General features: G+C 61.9%; 18 protein-coding genes. 8 read left to right on the top strand and 10 right to left on the bottom strand.

Going from position 1 to position 18,711, the window contains the following annotated elements; all coding sequences use genetic code 11:
* Window positions 1–108 precede the first annotated feature (108 nt).
* From ABTV87_RS01060 to ABTV87_RS01050, 3 genes are read left to right on the top strand one after another with little or no spacing between them, the layout of a single operon-like run.
* Window positions 109–1,707 carry an ABC transporter permease gene (locus ABTV87_RS01060; protein WP_433898867.1) on the top strand — a complete coding sequence of 533 codons (1,599 nt, stop codon included), beginning with the start codon at window positions 109–111 and terminating at the stop codon, window positions 1,705–1,707.
* Window positions 1,704–2,519, top strand: a complete 816-nt coding sequence (locus ABTV87_RS01055; RefSeq protein ID WP_207984681.1) for an ABC transporter ATP-binding protein — start codon at window positions 1,704–1,706, stop codon at window positions 2,517–2,519. The genes ABTV87_RS01060 and ABTV87_RS01055 overlap by 4 nt, the downstream gene beginning before the upstream one ends.
* Before the next feature lie 14 nt (window positions 2,520–2,533).
* Window positions 2,534–4,144: an arylsulfatase gene (locus ABTV87_RS01050; RefSeq protein WP_433898866.1), complete on the top strand. Its 1,611-nt coding sequence runs from the start codon at window positions 2,534–2,536 to the stop codon at window positions 4,142–4,144.
* A gap of 53 nt (window positions 4,145–4,197) precedes the next feature.
* On the opposite strand, the gene ABTV87_RS01045 is transcribed toward ABTV87_RS01050, so the two are convergent.
* Window positions 4,198–5,271: a fatty acid desaturase gene (locus ABTV87_RS01045; protein ID WP_433898865.1), complete on the bottom strand. Its 1,074-nt coding sequence runs from the start codon at window positions 5,269–5,271 to the stop codon at window positions 4,198–4,200.
* A gap of 100 nt (window positions 5,272–5,371) precedes the next feature.
* On the opposite strand from ABTV87_RS01045, the gene ABTV87_RS01040 reads away from it, so the two are divergent.
* Entirely contained in the window at window positions 5,372–6,376 is a 1,005-nt protein-coding gene (locus tag ABTV87_RS01040) for an AraC family transcriptional regulator (protein WP_085608575.1), read from the top strand.
* A gap of 133 nt (window positions 6,377–6,509) precedes the next feature.
* Here ABTV87_RS01040 and ABTV87_RS01035 read toward each other — a convergent pair whose 3' ends face one another.
* On the bottom strand, window positions 6,510–7,895 hold the full coding sequence (locus tag ABTV87_RS01035) for a heavy metal sensor histidine kinase (RefSeq protein ID WP_433898864.1): 1,386 nt from the start codon (window positions 7,893–7,895) through the stop codon (window positions 6,510–6,512).
* Window positions 7,885–8,565: a heavy metal response regulator transcription factor gene (locus ABTV87_RS01030; protein WP_085697973.1), complete on the bottom strand. Its 681-nt coding sequence runs from the start codon at window positions 8,563–8,565 to the stop codon at window positions 7,885–7,887. The genes ABTV87_RS01035 and ABTV87_RS01030 overlap by 11 nt, the downstream gene beginning before the upstream one ends.
* Window positions 8,566–8,702: 137 nt before the next feature.
* On the opposite strand from ABTV87_RS01030, the gene ABTV87_RS01025 reads away from it, so the two are divergent.
* Together ABTV87_RS01025 and uraH are read left to right on the top strand one after the other, a co-directional pair.
* Window positions 8,703–9,185 (top strand): GlcG/HbpS family heme-binding protein, encoded by a 483-nt coding sequence (locus tag ABTV87_RS01025; RefSeq protein WP_433898863.1) that lies wholly within the window; start codon window positions 8,703–8,705, stop codon window positions 9,183–9,185.
* Between the two features lie 16 nt (window positions 9,186–9,201).
* Entirely contained in the window at window positions 9,202–9,612 is a 411-nt protein-coding gene (uraH, locus tag ABTV87_RS01020) for a hydroxyisourate hydrolase (protein WP_433898862.1), read from the top strand.
* A gap of 18 nt (window positions 9,613–9,630) precedes the next feature.
* Here uraH and ABTV87_RS01015 read toward each other — a convergent pair whose 3' ends face one another.
* On the bottom strand, window positions 9,631–10,314 hold the full coding sequence (locus ABTV87_RS01015; RefSeq protein ID WP_007952814.1) for a Crp/Fnr family transcriptional regulator: 684 nt from the start codon (window positions 10,312–10,314) through the stop codon (window positions 9,631–9,633).
* Window positions 10,315–10,399: 85 nt separating this feature from the next.
* On the opposite strand from ABTV87_RS01015, the gene ABTV87_RS01010 reads away from it, so the two are divergent.
* Window positions 10,400–10,924: a DUF962 domain-containing protein gene (locus ABTV87_RS01010; RefSeq protein ID WP_433898861.1), complete on the top strand. Its 525-nt coding sequence runs from the start codon at window positions 10,400–10,402 to the stop codon at window positions 10,922–10,924.
* 123 nt (window positions 10,925–11,047) lie between these two features.
* Here the strand turns inward: ABTV87_RS01010 and ABTV87_RS01005 are convergent, their stop codons facing one another.
* From ABTV87_RS01005 to dibA, 6 genes are all read right to left on the bottom strand, one after another.
* Window positions 11,048–12,037 (bottom strand): sulfate/molybdate ABC transporter ATP-binding protein, encoded by a 990-nt coding sequence (locus ABTV87_RS01005; RefSeq protein WP_064382696.1) that lies wholly within the window; start codon window positions 12,035–12,037, stop codon window positions 11,048–11,050.
* Between the two features lie 3 nt (window positions 12,038–12,040).
* On the bottom strand, window positions 12,041–12,913 hold the full coding sequence (gene cysW / locus ABTV87_RS01000; protein ID WP_007952817.1) for a sulfate ABC transporter permease subunit CysW: 873 nt from the start codon (window positions 12,911–12,913) through the stop codon (window positions 12,041–12,043).
* Between the two features lie 13 nt (window positions 12,914–12,926).
* On the bottom strand, window positions 12,927–13,745 hold the full coding sequence (gene cysT / locus ABTV87_RS00995) for a sulfate ABC transporter permease subunit CysT (protein WP_007952818.1): 819 nt from the start codon (window positions 13,743–13,745) through the stop codon (window positions 12,927–12,929).
* Between the two features lie 70 nt (window positions 13,746–13,815).
* Window positions 13,816–14,829, bottom strand: a complete 1,014-nt coding sequence (locus ABTV87_RS00990) for a sulfate ABC transporter substrate-binding protein (RefSeq protein WP_007952819.1) — start codon at window positions 14,827–14,829, stop codon at window positions 13,816–13,818.
* Between the two features lie 132 nt (window positions 14,830–14,961).
* Entirely contained in the window at window positions 14,962–15,144 is a 183-nt protein-coding gene (gene oscA, locus ABTV87_RS00985) for a sulfur starvation response protein OscA (protein ID WP_007952821.1), read from the bottom strand.
* Window positions 15,145–15,334: 190 nt separating this feature from the next.
* Window positions 15,335–17,254, bottom strand: coding sequence for a phosphodiesterase DibA (dibA, locus tag ABTV87_RS00980; RefSeq protein WP_433898860.1), 1,920 nt, complete (start codon window positions 17,252–17,254; stop codon window positions 15,335–15,337).
* 146 nt (window positions 17,255–17,400) lie between these two features.
* Between dibA and desA the strand changes: the two genes are divergently transcribed.
* Window positions 17,401–18,585 carry a delta-9 fatty acid desaturase DesA gene (gene desA, locus ABTV87_RS00975; RefSeq protein ID WP_433898859.1) on the top strand — a complete coding sequence of 395 codons (1,185 nt, stop codon included), beginning with the start codon at window positions 17,401–17,403 and terminating at the stop codon, window positions 18,583–18,585.
* The last annotated feature ends 126 nt before the right edge of the window (window positions 18,586–18,711 follow it).

Genomic DNA, 18,711 nt, shown 5'->3' with positions numbered 1-18,711 from the left:
CTTAAATGGCGCTGCTTATCTCCAAAATGATTATTTTCCAACTCACTTATAACAATTTGTTTTTAGCTAATTCCGCTGACTCGATCCAACCCGACAACGGAGGTCACCATGGCCCGTGAATCCCTGCTCAGCCTGCCACTGGCCGCACCGCCGTTGAAAAGCCGGCGAACCTGGCCAAGCCTGAGCCACCGCGTTTTACCCTGGATATTGCCGCTCGGACTGTTCGCCCTATGGTGGCTGGCGGCGCGCAATCAATGGATGAGCGAACAGATCCTGCCGGCGCCATCGCTGGTGTGGAACAGCGCGATCGAGTTGTCCCAGGGCGAGTTATGGAGCCATTTGTGGATCAGTCTGCAACGGTTGTTCTGGGGCCTGCTGGCGGGCGTTACCGCCGGCGCGGTACTCGGTGCGGCGCTGGGCTTCAGCCGTCGTCTCGAACGCCTGATCTTCCCGACCTTCGCCGGCCTGGCCCAGGTGCCGACGCTGGCGTGGATTCCGCTGTTCATGGTGTTTTTCGGCATCGGCGAAACGCTGAAACTGGTGGTGCTGGTCAAGGCCATCGTGGTGCCGGTGACTTTGCACACACTGGTCGGCGTACGCGATGCGCAACCCAAACTGCGTGAAGCCGCCGCGGTTTTACGTCTGCCGCCACGCGTGTTGATCCGCCGACTGGTGCTGCCCGCCGCGCTGCCAGCGTTCATGGCCGGCGTGCGTCTGGCACTGGCCGCTGGCTGGACGTCGTTGCTTGCCGTCGAGCTGCTGGCCTCCAGCGAAGGCATCGGTTACCTGATGGTCTGGGCGCGTCAGCTGTTCATGCTCGACATCGTCTTCGTGTGCATCGTGGTGATCGGTCTGATCGGCGTGGCGATGGATCGCGGCATCGGTCTGCTGGACAGGAAACTGGTGCACTGGCCGCACCCAGCCACGGCGGAGATTCGTCGCGGCCCGCGCTACGAAGGCTGGCAACGCGTGCAGCCGTGGCTGCTGCCGCTGGCGCTGTTTGCATTGTGGCAACTGGCGGTCGATCAGCAATGGATCGATGCCAACATTCTGGTCAGCCCGTGGGTGGTGCTTGAGGCGACGAAAAACGGATTGCTCGACGGCACGTTGATCTCCGGCATGGCCCTGAGCCTGGGCCGCACACTTGGTGGCCTGTTGATTGGCGGCGGCCTCGGCCTCGTGCTGGGTTTATTGCTGGGTCTGTCGCGCACCAGCGAACGCGTACTCGGCCCGACCCTCGCCGCCCTGCGCCAGATCGCGATTTTTGCCTGGGTGCCTCTGCTCACCGCGTGGTTCGGGCTGGGCGAACTGGCGAAGTGGGTATTCGTCGCCCTCGCCGCTTTCTTTCCGTTGTTTGTCGCGACCCAACGCAGCGTCGCCAACCTCTCGCCGCAACTCAACGAAGCCGCGCAGGTCCTTCGCCTGAGCCTCGGCCAGCGTCTGCGTCGCCTGGTATTGCCGGGCGCCGCGCCGGGGATTTTCGCCGGGCTTCGACTGAGCCTGATCTACGCCTGGCTCGGCACCATCGGCGCCGAATATTTCATGCCGTCCAACGGCGGCATCGGCAGCCAGATGATCGGCGCCCAACAACTGCTGCGCATGGACCTGATCATGGCCGGGATGCTGCTGGTCGGCCTCACCGGCGCCCTGCTCAACCTCATTGGCCAACGCCTGGAAATCCGCGCCACCCGCTGGAGACACGCATGAACGCACCGATTGTCAGCTTCAACCATGTAGGCAAATCCTTCGACGTCGACGGTTTCGAACTGGAGGCGATTCGCGAATTCAACCTCGACATCGCCGAGGGCGAATTCGTCGCCATCGTCGGCTCCAGCGGCTGCGGCAAATCCACTTTGCTGCGTTTGCTGGTGGGCCTCGATACGCAATTTCGCGGTCAGATCACAGTCGATGGCAAAGCCGTCAACGGCATTGGCGGCGAGCGCGGCATCGTGTTTCAGGAACACCGTTTGTTCCCGTGGCTGACCGTAGCCGACAACATCGGGCTGGGTCTGGTCAACGAGCCGCTGAGCGCCGCTGAAAAACAGCAACGCATCAACGATTTCATCGAGCTGGTGGGCTTGCGCGATTTCACCCGCGCCTACCCGCATCAACTCTCCGGCGGCATGGCCCAGCGCGTGGCGATTGCTCGCGGACTGGTGGCGAGCCCACGGATCCTGTTGCTCGACGAACCCTTCGGCGCCCTCGACGCGCTGACCCGCCAGCAGATGCAGGACGAGCTGCTGGCGATTCGCGAACGGGCAAAGATCACCACGATTCTGGTCACCCACGATGTCGAGGAAGCGATCTTCCTCGCCGACCGCGTGGTGGTCATGGAACCGCGCCCCGGCCGGATCAAACAGGTGGTGGACATCGCCCTGCCCCATCCGCGCCAGCGCAGCAGTTTCGACTTCCACCAGTTACGCGAAGAACTGCTGCACGAACTGACCAGTGACGACCATTACCAACCGAGCGCACCGGTGCAGATCCGCGATCTGCCGCTGTCGTTCATTGCCTGCTGAACAGGAGCCTGTTGATGCCGCAACGTCCCAACTTTCTGGTGATTCTGGCCGATGACCTCGGCTTCTCCGACATCGGTGCCTTCGGCGGCGAAATCGCCACGCCGAACCTCGATGCCCTGGCCAACAACGGCCTGCGCCTGACCGATTTTCATACCGCACCGACCTGCTCGCCGACCCGCTCGATGCTGCTCACCGGCACCGATCACCACATCGCCGGCATCGGCACCATGGCCGAAACCCTGACCCCGGAGCTGATCGGCAAACCGGGTTACGAAGGCTATCTCAACGACCGTGTCGTCGCGTTGCCGGAGTTGCTGCGCGAAGCCGGTTACCAGACCTTGATGAGCGGCAAATGGCACCTGGGCCTGACCGCGGAACTGGCGCCTCACGCCCGTGGCTTCGAGCGTTCGTTCTCGCTGCTGCCCGGCGCGGCCAACCACTACGGATTCGAACCGACCTACGATGAACACACGCCCGGCCTGCTGAAATCCACCCCGGCGCTGTACATCGAGGACGACACGTTCATCGACGAATTGCCCAAGGATTTCTATTCCTCCGACGCCTTCGGCGACAAGCTGTTGCAGTACCTCAAGGAGCGTGACCAGAGCCGGCCGTTCTTCGCGTACCTGCCGTTTTCCGCGCCGCACTGGCCGTTGCAGGCGCCCGCCGACATCGTCGAAAAATACCGTGGCCGCTACGACGCGGGGCCGGAAGTGCTGCGCCTCGAGCGTCTGGAAAAACTCAAATCGCTGGGGCTGATCGAGCCGGATATCGAGCCGCATCCGCTGATCCAGCTGACCGCGCAATGGGACGCGCTGAGCGATGAACAAAAACGCATTTCCGCCCGGGCGATGGAGGTCTACGCAGCGATGGTCGAGCGCATGGACTGGAACATCGGCCGCGTCGTCGACTACCTGCGCCAGCAGGGCCAGCTCGACAACACTTTCATCCTGTTCATGTCCGACAACGGTGCCGAAGGCGCACTGCTGGAAGCCTTCCCGAAATTCGGTCCGGAGCTGGTGACGTATCTGAGCCAGCACTACGACAACAGCCTCGAAAACATCGGGCGCGCCAATTCCTACGTTTGGTACGGGCCGAACTGGGCGCAGGTGGCGACCGCGCCGTCACGCCTGTTCAAGGCCTTCACCACCGAGGGCGGGATTCGCGTTCCGGCACTGCTGCACTATCCGCAGCTGCCGCTGAAGGGGCAGATCAGCCATGGTTTCGGCACGGTGATGGACATCACGCCGACCATCCTCGATCTGGCCGGCGTGCGCCATCCCGGCAAGCAGTGGCACGGCAAACCGGTGGCGCCGTTGCGTGGTAAATCGTGGCTGGGTTTCTTGTCCGGCGAAACGGCGCAGGTGCATGACGAACACACCGTTACCGGCTGGGAGTTGTTCGGGCGCCGGGCGATTCGGCAGGGGCAGTGGAAGGCGGTGTGGATCCCCGGGCCGGTGGGGCCGGCGACATGGCAGCTTTATGACCTGGGCAGTGATCCGGGGGAGATTCATGATTTGGCGTCGAGTCAGCCGCAGAAGCTTGAGGCGCTGATTGAGCATTGGCAGCGGTATGTGGAGGAGACCGGGGTGATTTTGAGTGAGTCGCCGTTTCAGCCGGATTGAGGGGGGCTGATGTAAGGCTATCGCCGGTTCGCCGGCGATAGCTTCGGATACCTTCAAGCCTGAGCCGTCTGCACTTCTTTCTGCTGGACTTCTTCCTTGCGAACAAACCTGTTCGCCCGCCCAAACGTCCCGAAATCATTAAACCGAACCCCCATCTCCCGCATCACCTTATGCGCCACCGGCACCGTCAGCTGGCGAATATAAAACGGCTCCTTCACCACAAAATGATGAATCCCGTGACTGCTGCCGAAGTTGAAGCAGAACGCCTGCAACGGCCACAGCCACCAAGGATTCAACACCTGGCACTGCTGAAGCACATTGCCCGGTTCCACATCCCCGTAGTAATGCATGTTCGAACTGATGAAGTGCAGGCAAAAGGTGCGCAATACATTCGGGCCGATGATCACCACGGCGGCGATGTCGATCACCTGCATCACCGACAACGTGGTCGCCGACCATTTGATCGGCGAGCCCATCAAGTCAGCGATTCCATTGGCCGCATGGAACCCGAGAAACACATACCAAGCCCCCCAATGCACCAGCGCCAGCGGCGCGTAGACCTTCAAAGTGCGTTTGATGATGCTGAATTTATGCGCCCAGGTCTTGGCCCGCAGCATGCGGATGAACGCCGACATCACGTTGTCGCCGACCATCAGCAACCGCGCGAAACCCCAAGGCTCGCCGTTGGTGATTGCCCGTTCTTCCATGTCGGTTTCAGTGCCGGACACCTTGTGATGATTGAGGTGCAAATGGCGGCGAATCCACGGGTTGATCGTGCTCGGCCGCGCCAGCCACACCATGCCCATCATCAGGTTGTGCGGCACGCGCTGTTTGCGGAAATACATGCTGTGGATCAGGTCGTGTTCAAGCTCATGGGTCAGCGAAGCAAAAAACGCGTTGAGCAACAGACACGCCCACCACGCCATGTGCCCGTTGATGTATAGCACCGCCGAACCGATCATCCCGGCCATGGCAAACGCCAGAATCCCCGCGCCGAGGGCGTCCTGATGCTTGAGAATCGGGTAGCGCTCGCGCAGCTCGACGCCCTTGGCCAGCACTACTTCGCGAATATGCGCTGATCGCTGGGCAGCATTGTGTCGCTGGGGACTTGCAGAAGTACGGTCCATGCTTCCATCCTCTGGTTATTGATGTTCGTATCCTGCCCCGCGCAGATTTCGAACGCGGTAGCCGAGAACGCCAACCTGTTGACCGGAAGCGCCAATCAGCATGAAGGAACCGACTTCTCTCGCCAGCTGGACCCGTGCCCTGCGCAAGCAACTCGACGCGCTGGGGCTGGACAGCACTGCCCTGTGTCAGCAGGCCGGACTCGATCCGCAACTGATGGACGACCCGAACGCCCGCTATCCGTTGTCCGCGACCACACGCCTGTGGGAAATCGCGGTGCAGGTCAGCGGTGATCCGGCAATCGGTTTGCGAGTGTCGCGGTTCGTCAGCCCCACGACGTTTCACGCGCTGGGCTATGCGTTGGTGGCCAGCGGCAGCCTGCGTGAAGTGTTCGAGCGGATCGTGCGTTATCACCAGGTGGTCAGCGACGCGCTGGAACTGGAGCTGACCCGCACCGAAGACCGCTATCGGTTTCGCCTGAAAATCCCGACCGACAACCCCGCTCCGGCCTTCGAAGCCATCGACGCCTTCGCCGCGATCTACGTGCGTACCTGTCGCAATCGCCTGGGCCGCGACTACGCACCACTGGCGGTTTATCTGCGTCGCCCGGAACCAGCCGATGCCCATCAATGGCACAAGGTATTCCGCTCGCCGGTGCATTTTTCCGCCGAAGAAGACCGCATCGAATTCGCCCTCACCGACTTCGACAGCCACCTCGACGACGCCAACCCGGAACTGGCCGAGCACAACGAGGCAGTGCTCAAACGCACCCTCGCCCAGCTCCAACCGCTGACCTGGGAGCGCAAGGTGCGCGACGCCATCGAAGAACAACTGCCCGAAGGCGAACCCAGCGCCGAACGCATCGCCCAGGCCCTGCACTTGAGCCTGCGCAGCCTGCAACGGCATCTGGCGGACGAGGGTTGTCGCTTCGACACCCTGCTGAATGAAAGCCGCGAGAACCTCGCGCTGCTGCACCTGCGCGATCCGCAATGCTCGCTGAGCGAGGTCAGTTATCTGTTGGGATTTGCCGACACCAGCAGCTTCAGCCGCGCGTTCAAACGCTGGACGGGGATGACGCCGGGGCAGTTTCGGGATCAGTTGCGCTGACGGGCCTGGAATTTGTACTGAATCGACCAGCCTCTTCGCGGGCAAGCCCGCTCCCACAAGAATTGGGGCGTACAAAAAAATCCGTGTCACACCTCGACCATTGTGGGAGCGGGCTTGCCCGCGAAAGCGCCCGTCAGGTCACCACAAACCCCAGTTCAAACACAGTGCGATTTGCATCACTACTCACCCGCACCCGCCCCCCATGCAACTGCATGATCGACTGCACGATTGCCAGTCCCAATCCGCCGGAATCTCCCGGCTCCGCGCGGGACGGGTCGACGCGGTAGAAGCGGTCGAACAGTTTGCCCAGATGCTCATCCGCGATGACCGGGCCGAGGTTGTGGACTTGCAGCCAGCACACGCCTGGTTCATCGCGCCGGCGCAGGCTGATGACCGAGCCGGCGTCGGCATGGCGTACAGCGTTGGCCAACAGGTTGCCCAAGGCGCGTTGCAGCAGTTGCTGATCCGCCAGCAACTCTCCACTGAACCTGTTTTCGAGGCAGATTTCCCGGTCATCGGCCAGGGCTTCGAAGTAGTCGCACAACTCATCACCGATTTCGTGCAGTTCCAGCGTGCGCAGATCGAGCGCCCGCTCAGCCTGCTCTGCGCGGGCGAGAAACATCAGGTTCTCGGCCATGCGCTTGAGCCGCTCGAACTCTTCCATGTTCGAGGCCAGCACTTCCTGATACTCGGTGCTGCTGCGCGGGTAATTCAGTGCCTGGCCGTTGCTGGCGAGCAAAGTGTGCAGGGGCGTGCGGATTTCGTGGGCAAGGTCGGCGGAAAACTGTGAGAGGCGCTGGAAGCCGTCGTCCAGCCGCACCAGCATGCCGTTCAGCGCGTGCACCGGTTCCAGCAATTCCGCTGGCGTGCCGGCGGTGGGGACGCGTTGGTCGAGGCTGCGCAGGTCGATGCCGCGCAGCGCCTCACTCAGCTTGCGCAGAGGCAGCAAACCTCGGCGCAACAGCACCAGACCAAGCGTGAAGGCGAGTACGGCACCCAGTCCGACGGCCAGATACAAGCGCAGGCGATAGCTGCCGAGCATCTGCTCGCGCTCGCTCAAGACTTTGCCGGCGATCACGGTCAGCGTTTCGCCGTTCGGGCCTTGGGCCTGACCTGACAACAGGGCCAGCTCGACACCGTCCGCCGCCTGCCAGGTCAGCACATCGCGGCGTTGCGGCGGTTGATCCCGGGGGATGGCCTGCACGGCTGGCAGTGCGCGTTGGCGTGGGTTGATCGTGATCACATTCGAGCCGTCCGCGCGTTGCACCAGCAGCAGACTGTCGAGATTGCCAAGCATGTTCTGGTACAGCCGTGGCCGCGCCTGCAAGGCGTCGAGGCTGTCGCTGTCGGCGAGCAATGCGCGTACCTGTTCCAGACGACCGAGCAAGGCCATGTCATCGCGCCAGGCGATCTCCGAGGCCAGCGAGCGATACAGGAACACGCCAATCGCGCTGAGCACCAACGCGCAGACGGCGGCGAACGCCAGGGCCAGGCGCCAGGCGATGGATCTAGCGCGCATCGTCGGGCGCTTCGAGTTGATAGCCGACCCCGCGCACGGTGTGGATCAGTTTGGGCATGTACGGATCATCGACTTTCGAACGCAGCCGGCGCACCGCGACTTCGACCATGTTGGTGTCGCTGTCGAAATTCAGGTTCCACACCTGCGAAGCAATCAGCGTGCGCGACAGCACTTCACCCTGTCGGCTGGCGAGCAAATGCAGGAGGGCGAATTCCTTGTTGGTCAGAGCGATGCGCTGACCGCCACGGCTGACCCGACGGCGCAGCACGTCGATCTCCAGATCGGCGATGCTGTACGACTCGGCCTCGCGCATTGGCCCGCGCCGCAACAACGTGCGCACCCGCGCCAGCAATTCGGCGAAGGCGAACGGCTTGAGCAAATAGTCATCGGCCCCCAGTTCGAGGCCGCGCACGCGGTCTTCGATGGCATCCTTCGCTGTCAGGAACAGCACCGGCGTGGCGCCACGCTGGCGGATCAACTGCAGCAATTGCCAGCCGTTGAGGCCCGGCAACATCACGTCGAGGATGATCAGGTCATATTCCTGCTGCTCGATGAAGTAGCGCCCGTCGAGACCATTGAGCGCCACATCCACGGCAAAACCCGACTCGCCCAGCCCTTTGGCGAGGAAATTCGCGGTTTTGGCTTCATCTTCTACGACCAGCAAACGCATGGCACACCTCGATTGATCAGAGGCACAGGCTAGGCCCCTTCGGCCGTGTTGCCCATTACAAACTTGTAATCCGGCTGACGAGGTTTCGACGGGGACCGGCGGATAAGGTGGCGGCCTTCGCTTTTTGGAGCCTGCCCATGACCGTTAAATACTTGGTTGCCAGCCTGACAATCGGCCTCAGCAGCGCTGCGTTTGCTGCGCCTGAACTGCCCCGTCACACCGATCTCGATCTGAAAACCGCACGGCTGCTGGCCGACACAGCGCTGGAAAACTGCACCGGCACGGTGTCGGTGCTCGACCGTGGCGGCAACCTGTTGGTGACCTTGCGCGGCGACGGTATCGGCCCGCACAACACCGCCGCCAGCCAACGCAAGGCCTACACCGCGCTATCGACGAAGACCCCGACCCGGTTGTTCGCCGAGCGCGCCCGCAGCAACCCGGAAACCGCCAACCTCAACACCCTCGATGAGCTGTTGTTACTCGGCGGCGGCATCCCGCTGTTCGCTGGCAAGGAACTGGTTGGCGCCATGGGCGTAGCCGGTTCCGGTGGCGGCGAGCAGGACGAAAACTGCGCGATCAAGGCTGCCGAAATCGTCGGCCTGTCCCTCAACCGTACTTGAACCCAGGAGCATCACCATGACCCCACTGCGCATGACTTTCGCCGCGCTTGGCTTGAGCGCTTTTTCGAGCCTGGCGCTGGCCGCCGGCAACCCTCTGAGCGTGCACGTACTCAATCTGGAAAACGGCCTGCCGTCGCCGGGCATCAACGTGACGCTGGAACGTCATGTCGGCCAGGACTGGCAGCCGCTGGCGCAGGGCACCACCAATGAACAGGGACGGATCGCCGAACTGTTCCCGTCGAACAAACCGATCGAGGCGGGCGAATATCGGGTGGTGTTCAAGACCGGCGAGTACTTCGAGAAGACGAAGCACGAGACGTTTTTTCCGGAGATTCCAGTGATCTTTAAAGTGAAGCAGACGGATCAGCACTATCACATTCCGTTGCTGCTGAGCCCGTATGGTTTCTCCACTTATCGCGGTTCGTAAGCCACTGGCAGGTGGAGATCAGAGGGTCGCCAGTGCGCGTAATCGCGCGGCGTCGAGGATTTCGATTTCGCCGTAACTCAAGCCGATAATCCCCTGCCCCTGCAACTCCTTGAGGATCTGGTTGGTGGTCTGCCGCGACAGCGACAGCATCGACGCCAACTGTTCCTGGGGCAGTTGCAGCACCCGGCGTGGCGGATCCAGTTCGCCGTAGCCTTCGGCGATCATCAGCAGGCGATGAGCCAGACGCGCCGGGGCCGGCAGCAGGCTCAGCTGTTCGAGGTTGATGAAGGTCAGGCGCAATTTGTGGCTCATCAGCAAGGCCAGATGGCGCCAGTAGACAGGATGTTCGTCGAGCAGTTTCAGCAGCGTGGCCTGGGGAATGTTCAGCAGGGTGCAAGGCCCGACCGCGTAAGCGTCATGCGTGCGGGGCTGACCATCGAACAGGCAGATTTCGCCGAACCAGTGCGGCGCTTCCACCAGGCTCAGCAACGCCTCCTTGCCCTGCTCGCTGACCGCGCCGATGCGCACCGCGCCGTCGAGCACCGCGTACAGCCCGCATGGTGCATCGCCGCGCTGGAACAAGCGCTGTCCCGCCGCCAGCCGCCGCTCCCGGGCCGCCGCCAGCAGACTATCCTGAAAGGACGAAGGCAGATGACTGAACCATTGCCCGGTCAACAGACGCTCGCGCCAGACCTTATCCATGCGTTCTCCTAAAGATTGTCGCCTGCCTGACAGAGCGAGCCGTGAACCCGGGGCATGATTCGATCACCCTACAGGAGGAACAACAATGAAAAGCCTCGTCGATCATTTGAGTCAATACGCCGCTTACCACCGTGACCCGCGCAACATCGCCAGCCACTTTATCGGGATTCCGCTGATTGTGGTGGCGGTGGCCGTGCTGTTGTCGCGGCCGGAATGGTCGGTGGGCGGCTTGTGGATTTCCCCGGCGGTGATCGCGGCCCTCGCTTCGGCGTGGTTTTACCTGCGCCTGGAGCTGAAGCTCGGGGTTCTGATGACCGTGTTGATGGGGCTGTCGGTCTGGGCAGGGCATGCCCTGGCGCAACAGAGCACCATGGTCTGGCTGAGCGCAGGTCTTGCGATGTTTGTGATTGGTTGGGTGATCCAGTTTGTCGGGCACCACTATGAAGGGCGCAAACCAGCGTTTGTGGATGACTTGAGCGGGTTGATTGTCGGGCCGCTGTTTGTGGTGGCCGAGTTGGCGTTCATGCTCGGGATGCGCCATGAGCTGAAAGAGCAGATCGAGGCGCGGGCGGGTGTGGTGCGGGTCAATCCGAATCGTGCGGCTGTCTGAACCACTGCCCGGCTCGCTCGTTCCCACGCTCTGCGTGGGAATGAATCCCGTGACGCTCCGCGTCACAGTGGACGCGGAGCGTCTATAGCGGCGTTCCCACGCGGAGCGTGGGAACGAGCGAGATCAAACGTTGGCGACTTTCTGCCAGACCTTCGGCTTGAAGAACAACGTCTCCCCCTTCGCCAACCCGGTCAGGCTGTCGTGGTCTTTCACCACTTCCGCCTCGATCAGATCCGTCTGGCCTTCAACCTTCAACGTCACCCGCGTGGTCGCGCCCAGCGGACGGATATCGCGGACTTCAGCGGCGTGGTGATCCTCCAGCTCATGCCGCGACAGCGACACTTCGTGCGGGCGGAACAGCACGTGATTGTCATCGCCCAGATGCAGACGGTTCGAATCGCCGAGGAAGTGATAGACGAAATCGCTGGCCGGGTTTTCGTAGACGTCGCCCGGTGAGCCGATCTGCTCGATCACACCCTTGTTCATCACCACGATGCGGTCGGCCACTTCCATCGCCTCTTCCTGGTCGTGGGTCACGAACACCGAGGTCAGGTTGATGTCTTCGTGCAGGCGCGCCAGCCAGCGGCGCAGCTCTTTACGCACCTTGGCGTCGAGGGCACCGAACGGCTCGTCGAGCAGCAGCACTTTCGGCTCTACCGCCAGCGCACGGGCCAGAGCGATACGCTGACGCTGGCCGCCGGACAGTTGCTCCGGATAACGATCCGACAGCCAGTCCAGTTGCACCATGTTCAGCAGCTCGTGAACCTTGGTCGCGATCTGGCTTTCAGTCGGGCGCTGGTTTTTCGGCTTCATGCGCAGGCCGAATGCGACGTTGTCGAACACGGTCATGTGGCGGAACAAAGCGTAGTGCTGGAACACGAAACCGACGTTGCGATCCCGCACGTCATGGCCGGAAACGTCCTCGCCGTGGAACACGATGTTGCCGTTATCCGGGGTTTCCAGACCGGCAATAATGCGCAGCAGGGTGGTCTTGCCGCAGCCGGACGGGCCGAGCAGCGCCACCAGTTCACCGCTGTGGATGTCCAGGCTGATGTTGTCCAGCGCCTTGAACGCATTGAAATTCTTGCTGACGTTACGCACTTCGATCGACATGAATTATTCCTCCGCGGCGCTGGCGCGCAGGCGGTTGATACGGTTTTCGCTCCACTGCTTGAGCAGCAGGATGAAGAGCGCCAGGATCAGCAACAGGCTCGCCACGGCGAACGCGGCCACGTGGTTGTATTCGTTGTAGAGGATCTCAACGTGCAGCGGCAAGGTGTTGGTCACCCCGCGAATGTGCCCGGAAACCACCGACACCGCACCGAACTCACCCATGGCCCGCGCGGTACACAGCACCACGCCATAGATCAGGCCCCATTTGATGTTGGGGACGGTCACGTGCCAGAACATCTGCCAGCCGTTGGCGCCGAGCAGGCGCGCGGCTTCCTCTTCCTGAGTGCCTTGTTCCTGCATCAGCGGGATCAGCTCACGGGCCACGAACGGCACGGTGACGAAGATTGTCGCCAGCACGATGCCCGGCAGGGCGAAGACGATCTGGATATCGTGATCCTGCAGCCACGGCCCGAACAGGCCCTGGGCGCCGAACATCAACACGTAGACCAGACCCGCGATCACCGGCGACACCGAGAACGGCAGGTCGATCAGGGTCACCAGCATACTCTTGCCGCGGAACGAGTATTTGCTCACGCACCACGCGGCGCTGACACCGAACACCAGGTTCAGCGGCACCGAAATCAGCACCGCAATCACGGTGAGTTTCAGGGCCGACAAGGCATCCGGTTCAAAGATCGCCGTGAAGAACGCGCCGAGGCCGTTCTTCAAACCCTGCGACACCACGATGAACAGCGGCAGCACCAGAAACAGGAAGAAAATCAGCCAGCCGAGGCCGATCAGGATCCGCCGCGAAGTGGCGCTGCCACGGCGGGCGGCGTTGGCCGAGGAAGCGGCCGCAATAGACGATTGGGACATGGTTCGCGCCTCCTTATGGGGTTTCGATGCGCCGCTGCAGCAAGTTGATCAGCAGCAACAGGACGAAGGAAACCACCAGCATCAACACGCCGATGGAGGTAGCGCCGGTGTAATCGTACTGGTCGAGCTTGACCATGATCAGCAGCGGCAGGATCTCGGTTTTCATCGGCATGTTGCCGGCGATGAAAATCACCGAACCGTACTCGCCGACGCCCCGGGCAAACGCCAGGGCAAAACCGGTCAGCCAGGCCGGCAACAGCGCCGGCAGCAGGATGTGACGAAATACCTGCAAAGGTTTCGCGCCGAGGCACGCCGCGGCTTCTTCGACTTCACGCGGGATGTCGGCCAGCACCGGCTGCACCGTGCGCACCACGAACGGCAAGGTCACGAAGGTCAGCGCCAGCGTGATCCCGAGCGGGGTGTAGGCGATCTTGAAACCGAGGTCGGCGGCGAACTGCCCGACCAGCCCGGTCGGCGTGTACAGCGCCGTCAGCGCAATACCGGCCACGGCGGTCGGCAGGGCGAACGGCAGATCGATCATCGCGTCGATCACCTTGCGCCCCGGGAACGTGTAGCGCACCAGCACCCAGGCCAGCAACGTGCCGATGATGCCGTTGATGATCGCGGCGCACAGCGCGGTGCCGAAGCTCAGCTTCAATGCGGCGAGAACGCGGGGCGCGGAGATGATCGTCCAGAACTGGTCCCAGGTGAGTTGGGCGGCGTGGACGAACATCGCCGCCAGCGGGATAAGCACAATCAGGCTGAGGTACACCAAGGTGTAGCCCAGCGTCAGCCCGAAGCCGGGTATGACGGGGGAGATACGACGCGACATAAAAGTCCTTGGTTTGAGAACGCGCAAAGCCCCGAACATAAATCCGGGGCTCGTTTTAGGCTATTGAAACTTACTGCGCCTGATAGATCTGGTCGAACACGCCACCGTCGTTGAAGAATTTCGGCTGTGCGGTTTTCCAGCCGCCGAAGTCCTTGTCGATGGTCACCAGTTCCAGTTTCGGGAACTGCTGGGCGTACTTGGCTGCCACGTCCTTGTCACGCGGGCGGTAGAAGTTCTTCGCCGCTATTTCCTGGCCGGCCGGGCTGTACAGGTGCTTGAGGTAGGCTTCGGCGATCTGCTCGTTGCCCTTCTTCTCGGCGTTCTTGTCGACCACGGCCACCGGTGGTTCGGCGAGGATCGACAGCGAAGGCACGACGATGTCGAACTTGTCCTTGCCGCCGTCTTCTTTCAGCGCCAGGAAGGCTTCGTTTTCCCAGGCCAGCAACACGTCACCCTGACCGTTGTTGACGAAGGTGATGGTCGAGCCACGGGCGCCGGTGTCCAGAACCGGAACGTGCTTGAACAGGGTCTGTACGTACTCCTTGGCTTTGGCTTCGTTGCCGCCGTTGGCTTTCAGGCCGTAGGCCCATGCCGCGAGGAAGTTCCAGCGCGCACCGCCGGAGGTTTTCGGGTTCGGGGTGATCACCGAGACGTCGTTCTTGACCAGGTCGCCCCAGTCCTTGATGCCTTTCGGGTTGCCCTTGCGCACCAGGAACACGATGGTCGAGGTGTACGGAGTGCTGGCTTCCGGCAGACGCTTCTGCCAGTCAGCCGGCAGGGTCTTGCCGAGCTTGGCGATTTCGTCGATGTCGCCAGCCAGGGCCAGGGTCACTACGTCGGCGCGCAGACCGTCGATCACCGCACGGCCCTGCTTGCCCGAACCGCCGTGGGATTGCTGGATTTTCACGGTGTCGCCGGCGTGCTCCGACTGCCAGTACTTCACGAACTCGGCGTTGTAATCCTGATACAGCTCGCGCGTCGGGTCATACGACACGTTGAGCAGTTCGTAATCCTTGGCAACCGCGGAACCGGCAAACACAGCACTGGCCAGGGCGGCCAAAGCGTAACGGCGAATCGACGACATGGTGAAAGCTCCTGGAATTCTTGGTGGTGGCTTTTTCTTATGGATTGCTGGAATCGGGTTGCTCGTTCAACGACCGCAGCCTGTGGCAGCTTCTGCCAACAGCTCCCCGCAGGAGCTGCCGCAGACTACGAATCAGGCCGGTTTGTTACCCGGTTGCTGCAGACGGAATTTCTCTTTGCGTTCGATCTGGACCACCTGGGCGTTATGCACAGTGATTTCCACCGCGCCGAAACGCAGGTCGCGCAAGGCGCTCTGGATTTCGCGCAAGATGGTGCTTTCGTCCTGACCGTCAACGCTACGCAGTGATGCGCTCATGGTGCTGCTCCTTTGTATGGGATATGCCTGGCAGTGGGCGGCACTGCGTTCGGCGTGGGAGCAATATAAGAGAGCTTTGGATATTCTTAAAAAGACTATTTAAGAATGTTTATATAACTGGAAAGCATTATGTGGTGCAGCAAGGGTTTGCGGCGGATTTGCCCGTCGGCAAACCCGCCGTAGGCCGCCCTCAACCGATCAAGGGCGCCCGGTTCCAGTCGATTTGCGCTTCCGGGACCGGCCGTCCGAACCAGTAGCCCTGCCCCAGATCACAGGCCTGCCCCAGCAGGAACGCCGCCTGTTCCGCCTGCTCGATACCCTCGGCATGCACCTGCATGCCCATGCTGCGGGCCAGGGCGATGATCACCCGGACGATCGCCGCATCGTCCTCGTCCCACGGCAGGCCGGCAACGAAGCCCTGATCAATCTTGAGCTTCTGCACCGGCAGGCGCTTGAGCCGCAGCAACGACGAATAACCGGTGCCGAAGTCATCGATGGCCAGACGAATGCCCAGCTCGCGCAGACGATGCATCTGTTCCAGCGCGACTTCCGGATCGTCCATCACCGCACTTTCGGTGACCTCCAGTTCCAGATAGGCCGGATCCAGGCCGGTCTCGTGCAGCACCTGCGCAACCTGCTCGTACAACTCGCGACGGGCGAACAAACGTGACGACACGTTCACCGCGACAAACGACAGCACTACTCCCGCCTGCTGCCATTGGCACATCTGCCGGCAGGCCTGCTGCATGACCCAGGCGTCGATTTCCGAGATCAGCCCGGTGCGCTCGGCAATCGGGATGAACTCCGCCGGCGACACCAGGCCACGCTGCGGATGCTCCCAGCGCACCAGCGCTTCGACGCCGATCAGGCGACTGGTTTTCAGGTCGTGCACCGGCTGGTAGTAGACCCGCAGTTCCTGCTGCTCCAGCGCGCGGCGCAACTCGAAGGCGATTTCGACCCGCTGCTGGGCGTGAGCCGTAAGCTCTTCGGTGTACAGCGCGTAGCCATTGCGGCCGCTGCTCTTGGCCTTGAACAGCGCCGCATCGGCGTTGCGCAACAGCTGTTCGGCGCTCAGTGCATCACTGGGAAACAGGCTGATGCCGAGGCTGGCGTTGATGAACAGTTCATGGCCGTCGAGGCAGAATGGCTCCTTGAGCGCATCGAGAATACGCTGAGCCAGCGCTGCCGCCTGTGCCGGCTGTGGACAACTTTCCAGCAGGACCGCAAATTCATCGCCGCCCAGCCGCGCCAGGGTGATGCCCGGCCCGAACAACGCCTGCAAACGCGCCGCGACTGCCTTGAGCAAACGGTCACCAATGGTGTGGCCGAGGCTGTCGTTGATCAGTTTGAAATGGTCCAGATCGATCATCAGCAATGCGCAGCCGCGCTTGTGGGTCTGCGCCGATGCCAGCGCCTGTTCGGCGCGGTCGCTGAACAGCAGGCGGTTGGGCAGGTCGGTCAGCGGATCGTGGTGGGCCAGGTGCTTGAGTTCGTGCTCGGAATCCTTGATCGCGCTGATGTCGGAAAACACCGCGACGTAATGGCTGAGACGGTTGTCATCGTCACGAATGACCCGGATCGTCTGCCATTGCGGGTAGATTTCACCGCTCTTGCGCCGGTTCCAGATCTCGCCGCTCCATTCGTCCCGCGCCTGTAAAGAAGCGAACATCGCCTGATAGAACCCCGGCGGATGGTGCCCCGACTTGAACAGGCTGGGCTGCTGGCCGATGACTTCATCGCGCTGATAACCGGTGATTTCCATGAACGCGCGATTGACGTGCACGATCAACCCCTGCCGGTCCGTGACCAGCACGCCCTCGCGGGTGCAATCGAATACCGCAGCGGCCTGACGCAGGCGTTCGCGATCCGCCTGGCGCTCACGCAATCGGGCGCCGATGCCCAGGCATTCGAACAGCCGCGCCCGGGCCAGGAAGATCAACCCGGCGCTGAGCGCTACGAACACGTAGCCGTTGATCAGTTGCCAGCGCAGCAGTTCGTCAGAGTTATCGAAGAAACTGTTCAATAAATAGCCAGTACCTTGCAGCCAGACAACAGCAAGGACCAGGTAAAGCAGCGCTGCACGCAAAGCATCGCGGTATGTGGCAGACATTCGGCCGTCCATGTCCCTACAAAAATGTCGGGATTATAGGTCAAGAAACATCCAGCCATCTCTTATCTGAAAGGGCGACTGGTTTTATCTGTGTGCTTGGTGATAATGCAACGGCTGTTTTTTCTTTATCGAGGGCCCTATAGCCTATGTGGTACGAAGGTTTTCTTGGCTTGTCGGCCTGGTCACTGGTCGCCGTCACCCTGGTGATGACCCACGTGACGATCGTAGCCGTCACGGTCTACTTGCACCGCTACTCGGCCCATCGCTCCCTGGAGCTGAATGCCGGGCTGAAGCATTTCTTCCGTTTCTGGCTGTGGCTGACCACGGCGCAGAACACCCGCGAGTGGACTGCCATCCACCGCAAACACCACGCCAAATGCGAAACCGAAGACGACCCGCACAGCCCGGTCGTCAAGGGTCTGTCCACCGTCCTGCGCAAAGGTGCCGAGCTGTACCGCGAAGAAGCGCAGAACCCGGAAACCCTGCGCATCTACGGCAAGAACTGCCCCGAAGACTGGATCGAGCGCAACCTCTACAGCCGCTACCGGCTGCTGGGCGTAGCGATCATGGCCGTCGTCGACCTGTTGCTGTTCGGCACCATCGGCATCACCATCTGGGCAATCCAGATGATGTGGATCCCGGTCTGGGCGGCCGGCGTGGTCAACGGTCTCGGCCATGCCGTCGGTTACCGCAACTTCGAATGCCGCGACGCGGCGACCAATCTGGTGCCATGGGGCATCCTGATCGGCGGCGAAGAACTGCACAACAACCATCACACCTATCCCAACTCGGCCAAGCTGTCGGTCAAGAAGTGGGAGTTCGACCTCGGCTGGGCCTGGATCCAGGTCTTCAGCTTCCTGCGTCTGGCCAAGGTTCAGCGTGTTGCCCCGATCGCCCACCGCGTCGAAGGCAAGGGCAGCCTGGACATGGACACCGCCATGGCGATCCTCAACAACCGCTTCCAGATCATGGCCCAGTACCGCAAGCTGGTGATCGGCCCGCTGGTCAAACAGGAACTGGCCAAGGTCGATCATTCGGTACGCCACCAGTTCCATCGCGCCAAGCGTCTACTGTCGCGGGAAACCAGCCTGCTGGAAGATCGCCACCACGCGCGCATCCAGAGCATGCTCGAGCACAGCCAGGCGCTGAAGGTAATCTACGAGAAACGTCTGGCCCTGCAGCAGATCTGGGTCAAGACCAGCGCAAATGGCCACGACATGCTCGCCGCCATCAAGGAATGGGTACACGAGGCCGAGGCCAGTGGCATCCAGTCTCTGCGTGAATTCGCCGACCAGTTGAAAACCTACTCGCTGCGCCCTGTCGCCGCCTGATGCCGTTGATCGGTGCGCCCCGTTCCAGGGCGCACCCTTCGGAACTTCACCCCCGTTCCCCTATCTCAAAGACACTTCGCCACCCCCGGCGGGCTTTCCCGTGGCCGTTGTCGACTTCCCGGCACG

Source organism: Pseudomonas sp. PSE1(2024), assembly GCF_050990555.1.
GTDB classification, from domain to species: Bacteria; Pseudomonadota; Gammaproteobacteria; order Pseudomonadales; family Pseudomonadaceae; genus Aquipseudomonas; species Aquipseudomonas aphyarum.
Note: the sequence above shows the minus strand (reverse complement) of the source record. Positions and strands in the feature narration are given on the sequence as shown.

What these genes read in the sequence shown, in the direction of transcription:
- ABTV87_RS01060 (WP_433898867.1), top strand. Translation starts at nt 109, where the DNA reads ATGGCCCGTGAATCCCTGCTCAGCCTGCCACTGGCCGCACCGCCGTTG.
- ABTV87_RS01055 (WP_207984681.1), top strand. Translation starts at nt 1,704, where the DNA reads ATGAACGCACCGATTGTCAGCTTCAACCATGTAGGCAAATCCTTCGAC.
- ABTV87_RS01050 (WP_433898866.1), top strand. Translation starts at nt 2,534, where the DNA reads ATGCCGCAACGTCCCAACTTTCTGGTGATTCTGGCCGATGACCTCGGC.
- ABTV87_RS01045 (WP_433898865.1), bottom strand. Translation starts at nt 5,271, where the DNA reads ATGGACCGTACTTCTGCAAGTCCCCAGCGACACAATGCTGCCCAGCGA.
- ABTV87_RS01040 (WP_085608575.1), top strand. Translation starts at nt 5,372, where the DNA reads ATGAAGGAACCGACTTCTCTCGCCAGCTGGACCCGTGCCCTGCGCAAG.
- ABTV87_RS01035 (WP_433898864.1), bottom strand. Translation starts at nt 7,895, where the DNA reads ATGCGCGCTAGATCCATCGCCTGGCGCCTGGCCCTGGCGTTCGCCGCC.
- ABTV87_RS01030 (WP_085697973.1), bottom strand. Translation starts at nt 8,565, where the DNA reads ATGCGTTTGCTGGTCGTAGAAGATGAAGCCAAAACCGCGAATTTCCTC.
- ABTV87_RS01025 (WP_433898863.1), top strand. Translation starts at nt 8,703, where the DNA reads ATGACCGTTAAATACTTGGTTGCCAGCCTGACAATCGGCCTCAGCAGC.
- uraH (WP_433898862.1), top strand. Translation starts at nt 9,202, where the DNA reads ATGACCCCACTGCGCATGACTTTCGCCGCGCTTGGCTTGAGCGCTTTT.
- ABTV87_RS01015 (WP_007952814.1), bottom strand. Translation starts at nt 10,314, where the DNA reads ATGGATAAGGTCTGGCGCGAGCGTCTGTTGACCGGGCAATGGTTCAGT.
- ABTV87_RS01010 (WP_433898861.1), top strand. Translation starts at nt 10,400, where the DNA reads ATGAAAAGCCTCGTCGATCATTTGAGTCAATACGCCGCTTACCACCGT.
- ABTV87_RS01005 (WP_064382696.1), bottom strand. Translation starts at nt 12,037, where the DNA reads ATGTCGATCGAAGTGCGTAACGTCAGCAAGAATTTCAATGCGTTCAAG.
- cysW (WP_007952817.1), bottom strand. Translation starts at nt 12,913, where the DNA reads ATGTCCCAATCGTCTATTGCGGCCGCTTCCTCGGCCAACGCCGCCCGC.
- cysT (WP_007952818.1), bottom strand. Translation starts at nt 13,745, where the DNA reads ATGTCGCGTCGTATCTCCCCCGTCATACCCGGCTTCGGGCTGACGCTG.
- ABTV87_RS00990 (WP_007952819.1), bottom strand. Translation starts at nt 14,829, where the DNA reads ATGTCGTCGATTCGCCGTTACGCTTTGGCCGCCCTGGCCAGTGCTGTG.
- oscA (WP_007952821.1), bottom strand. Translation starts at nt 15,144, where the DNA reads ATGAGCGCATCACTGCGTAGCGTTGACGGTCAGGACGAAAGCACCATC.
- dibA (WP_433898860.1), bottom strand. Translation starts at nt 17,254, where the DNA reads ATGTCTGCCACATACCGCGATGCTTTGCGTGCAGCGCTGCTTTACCTG.
- desA (WP_433898859.1), top strand. Translation starts at nt 17,401, where the DNA reads ATGTGGTACGAAGGTTTTCTTGGCTTGTCGGCCTGGTCACTGGTCGCC.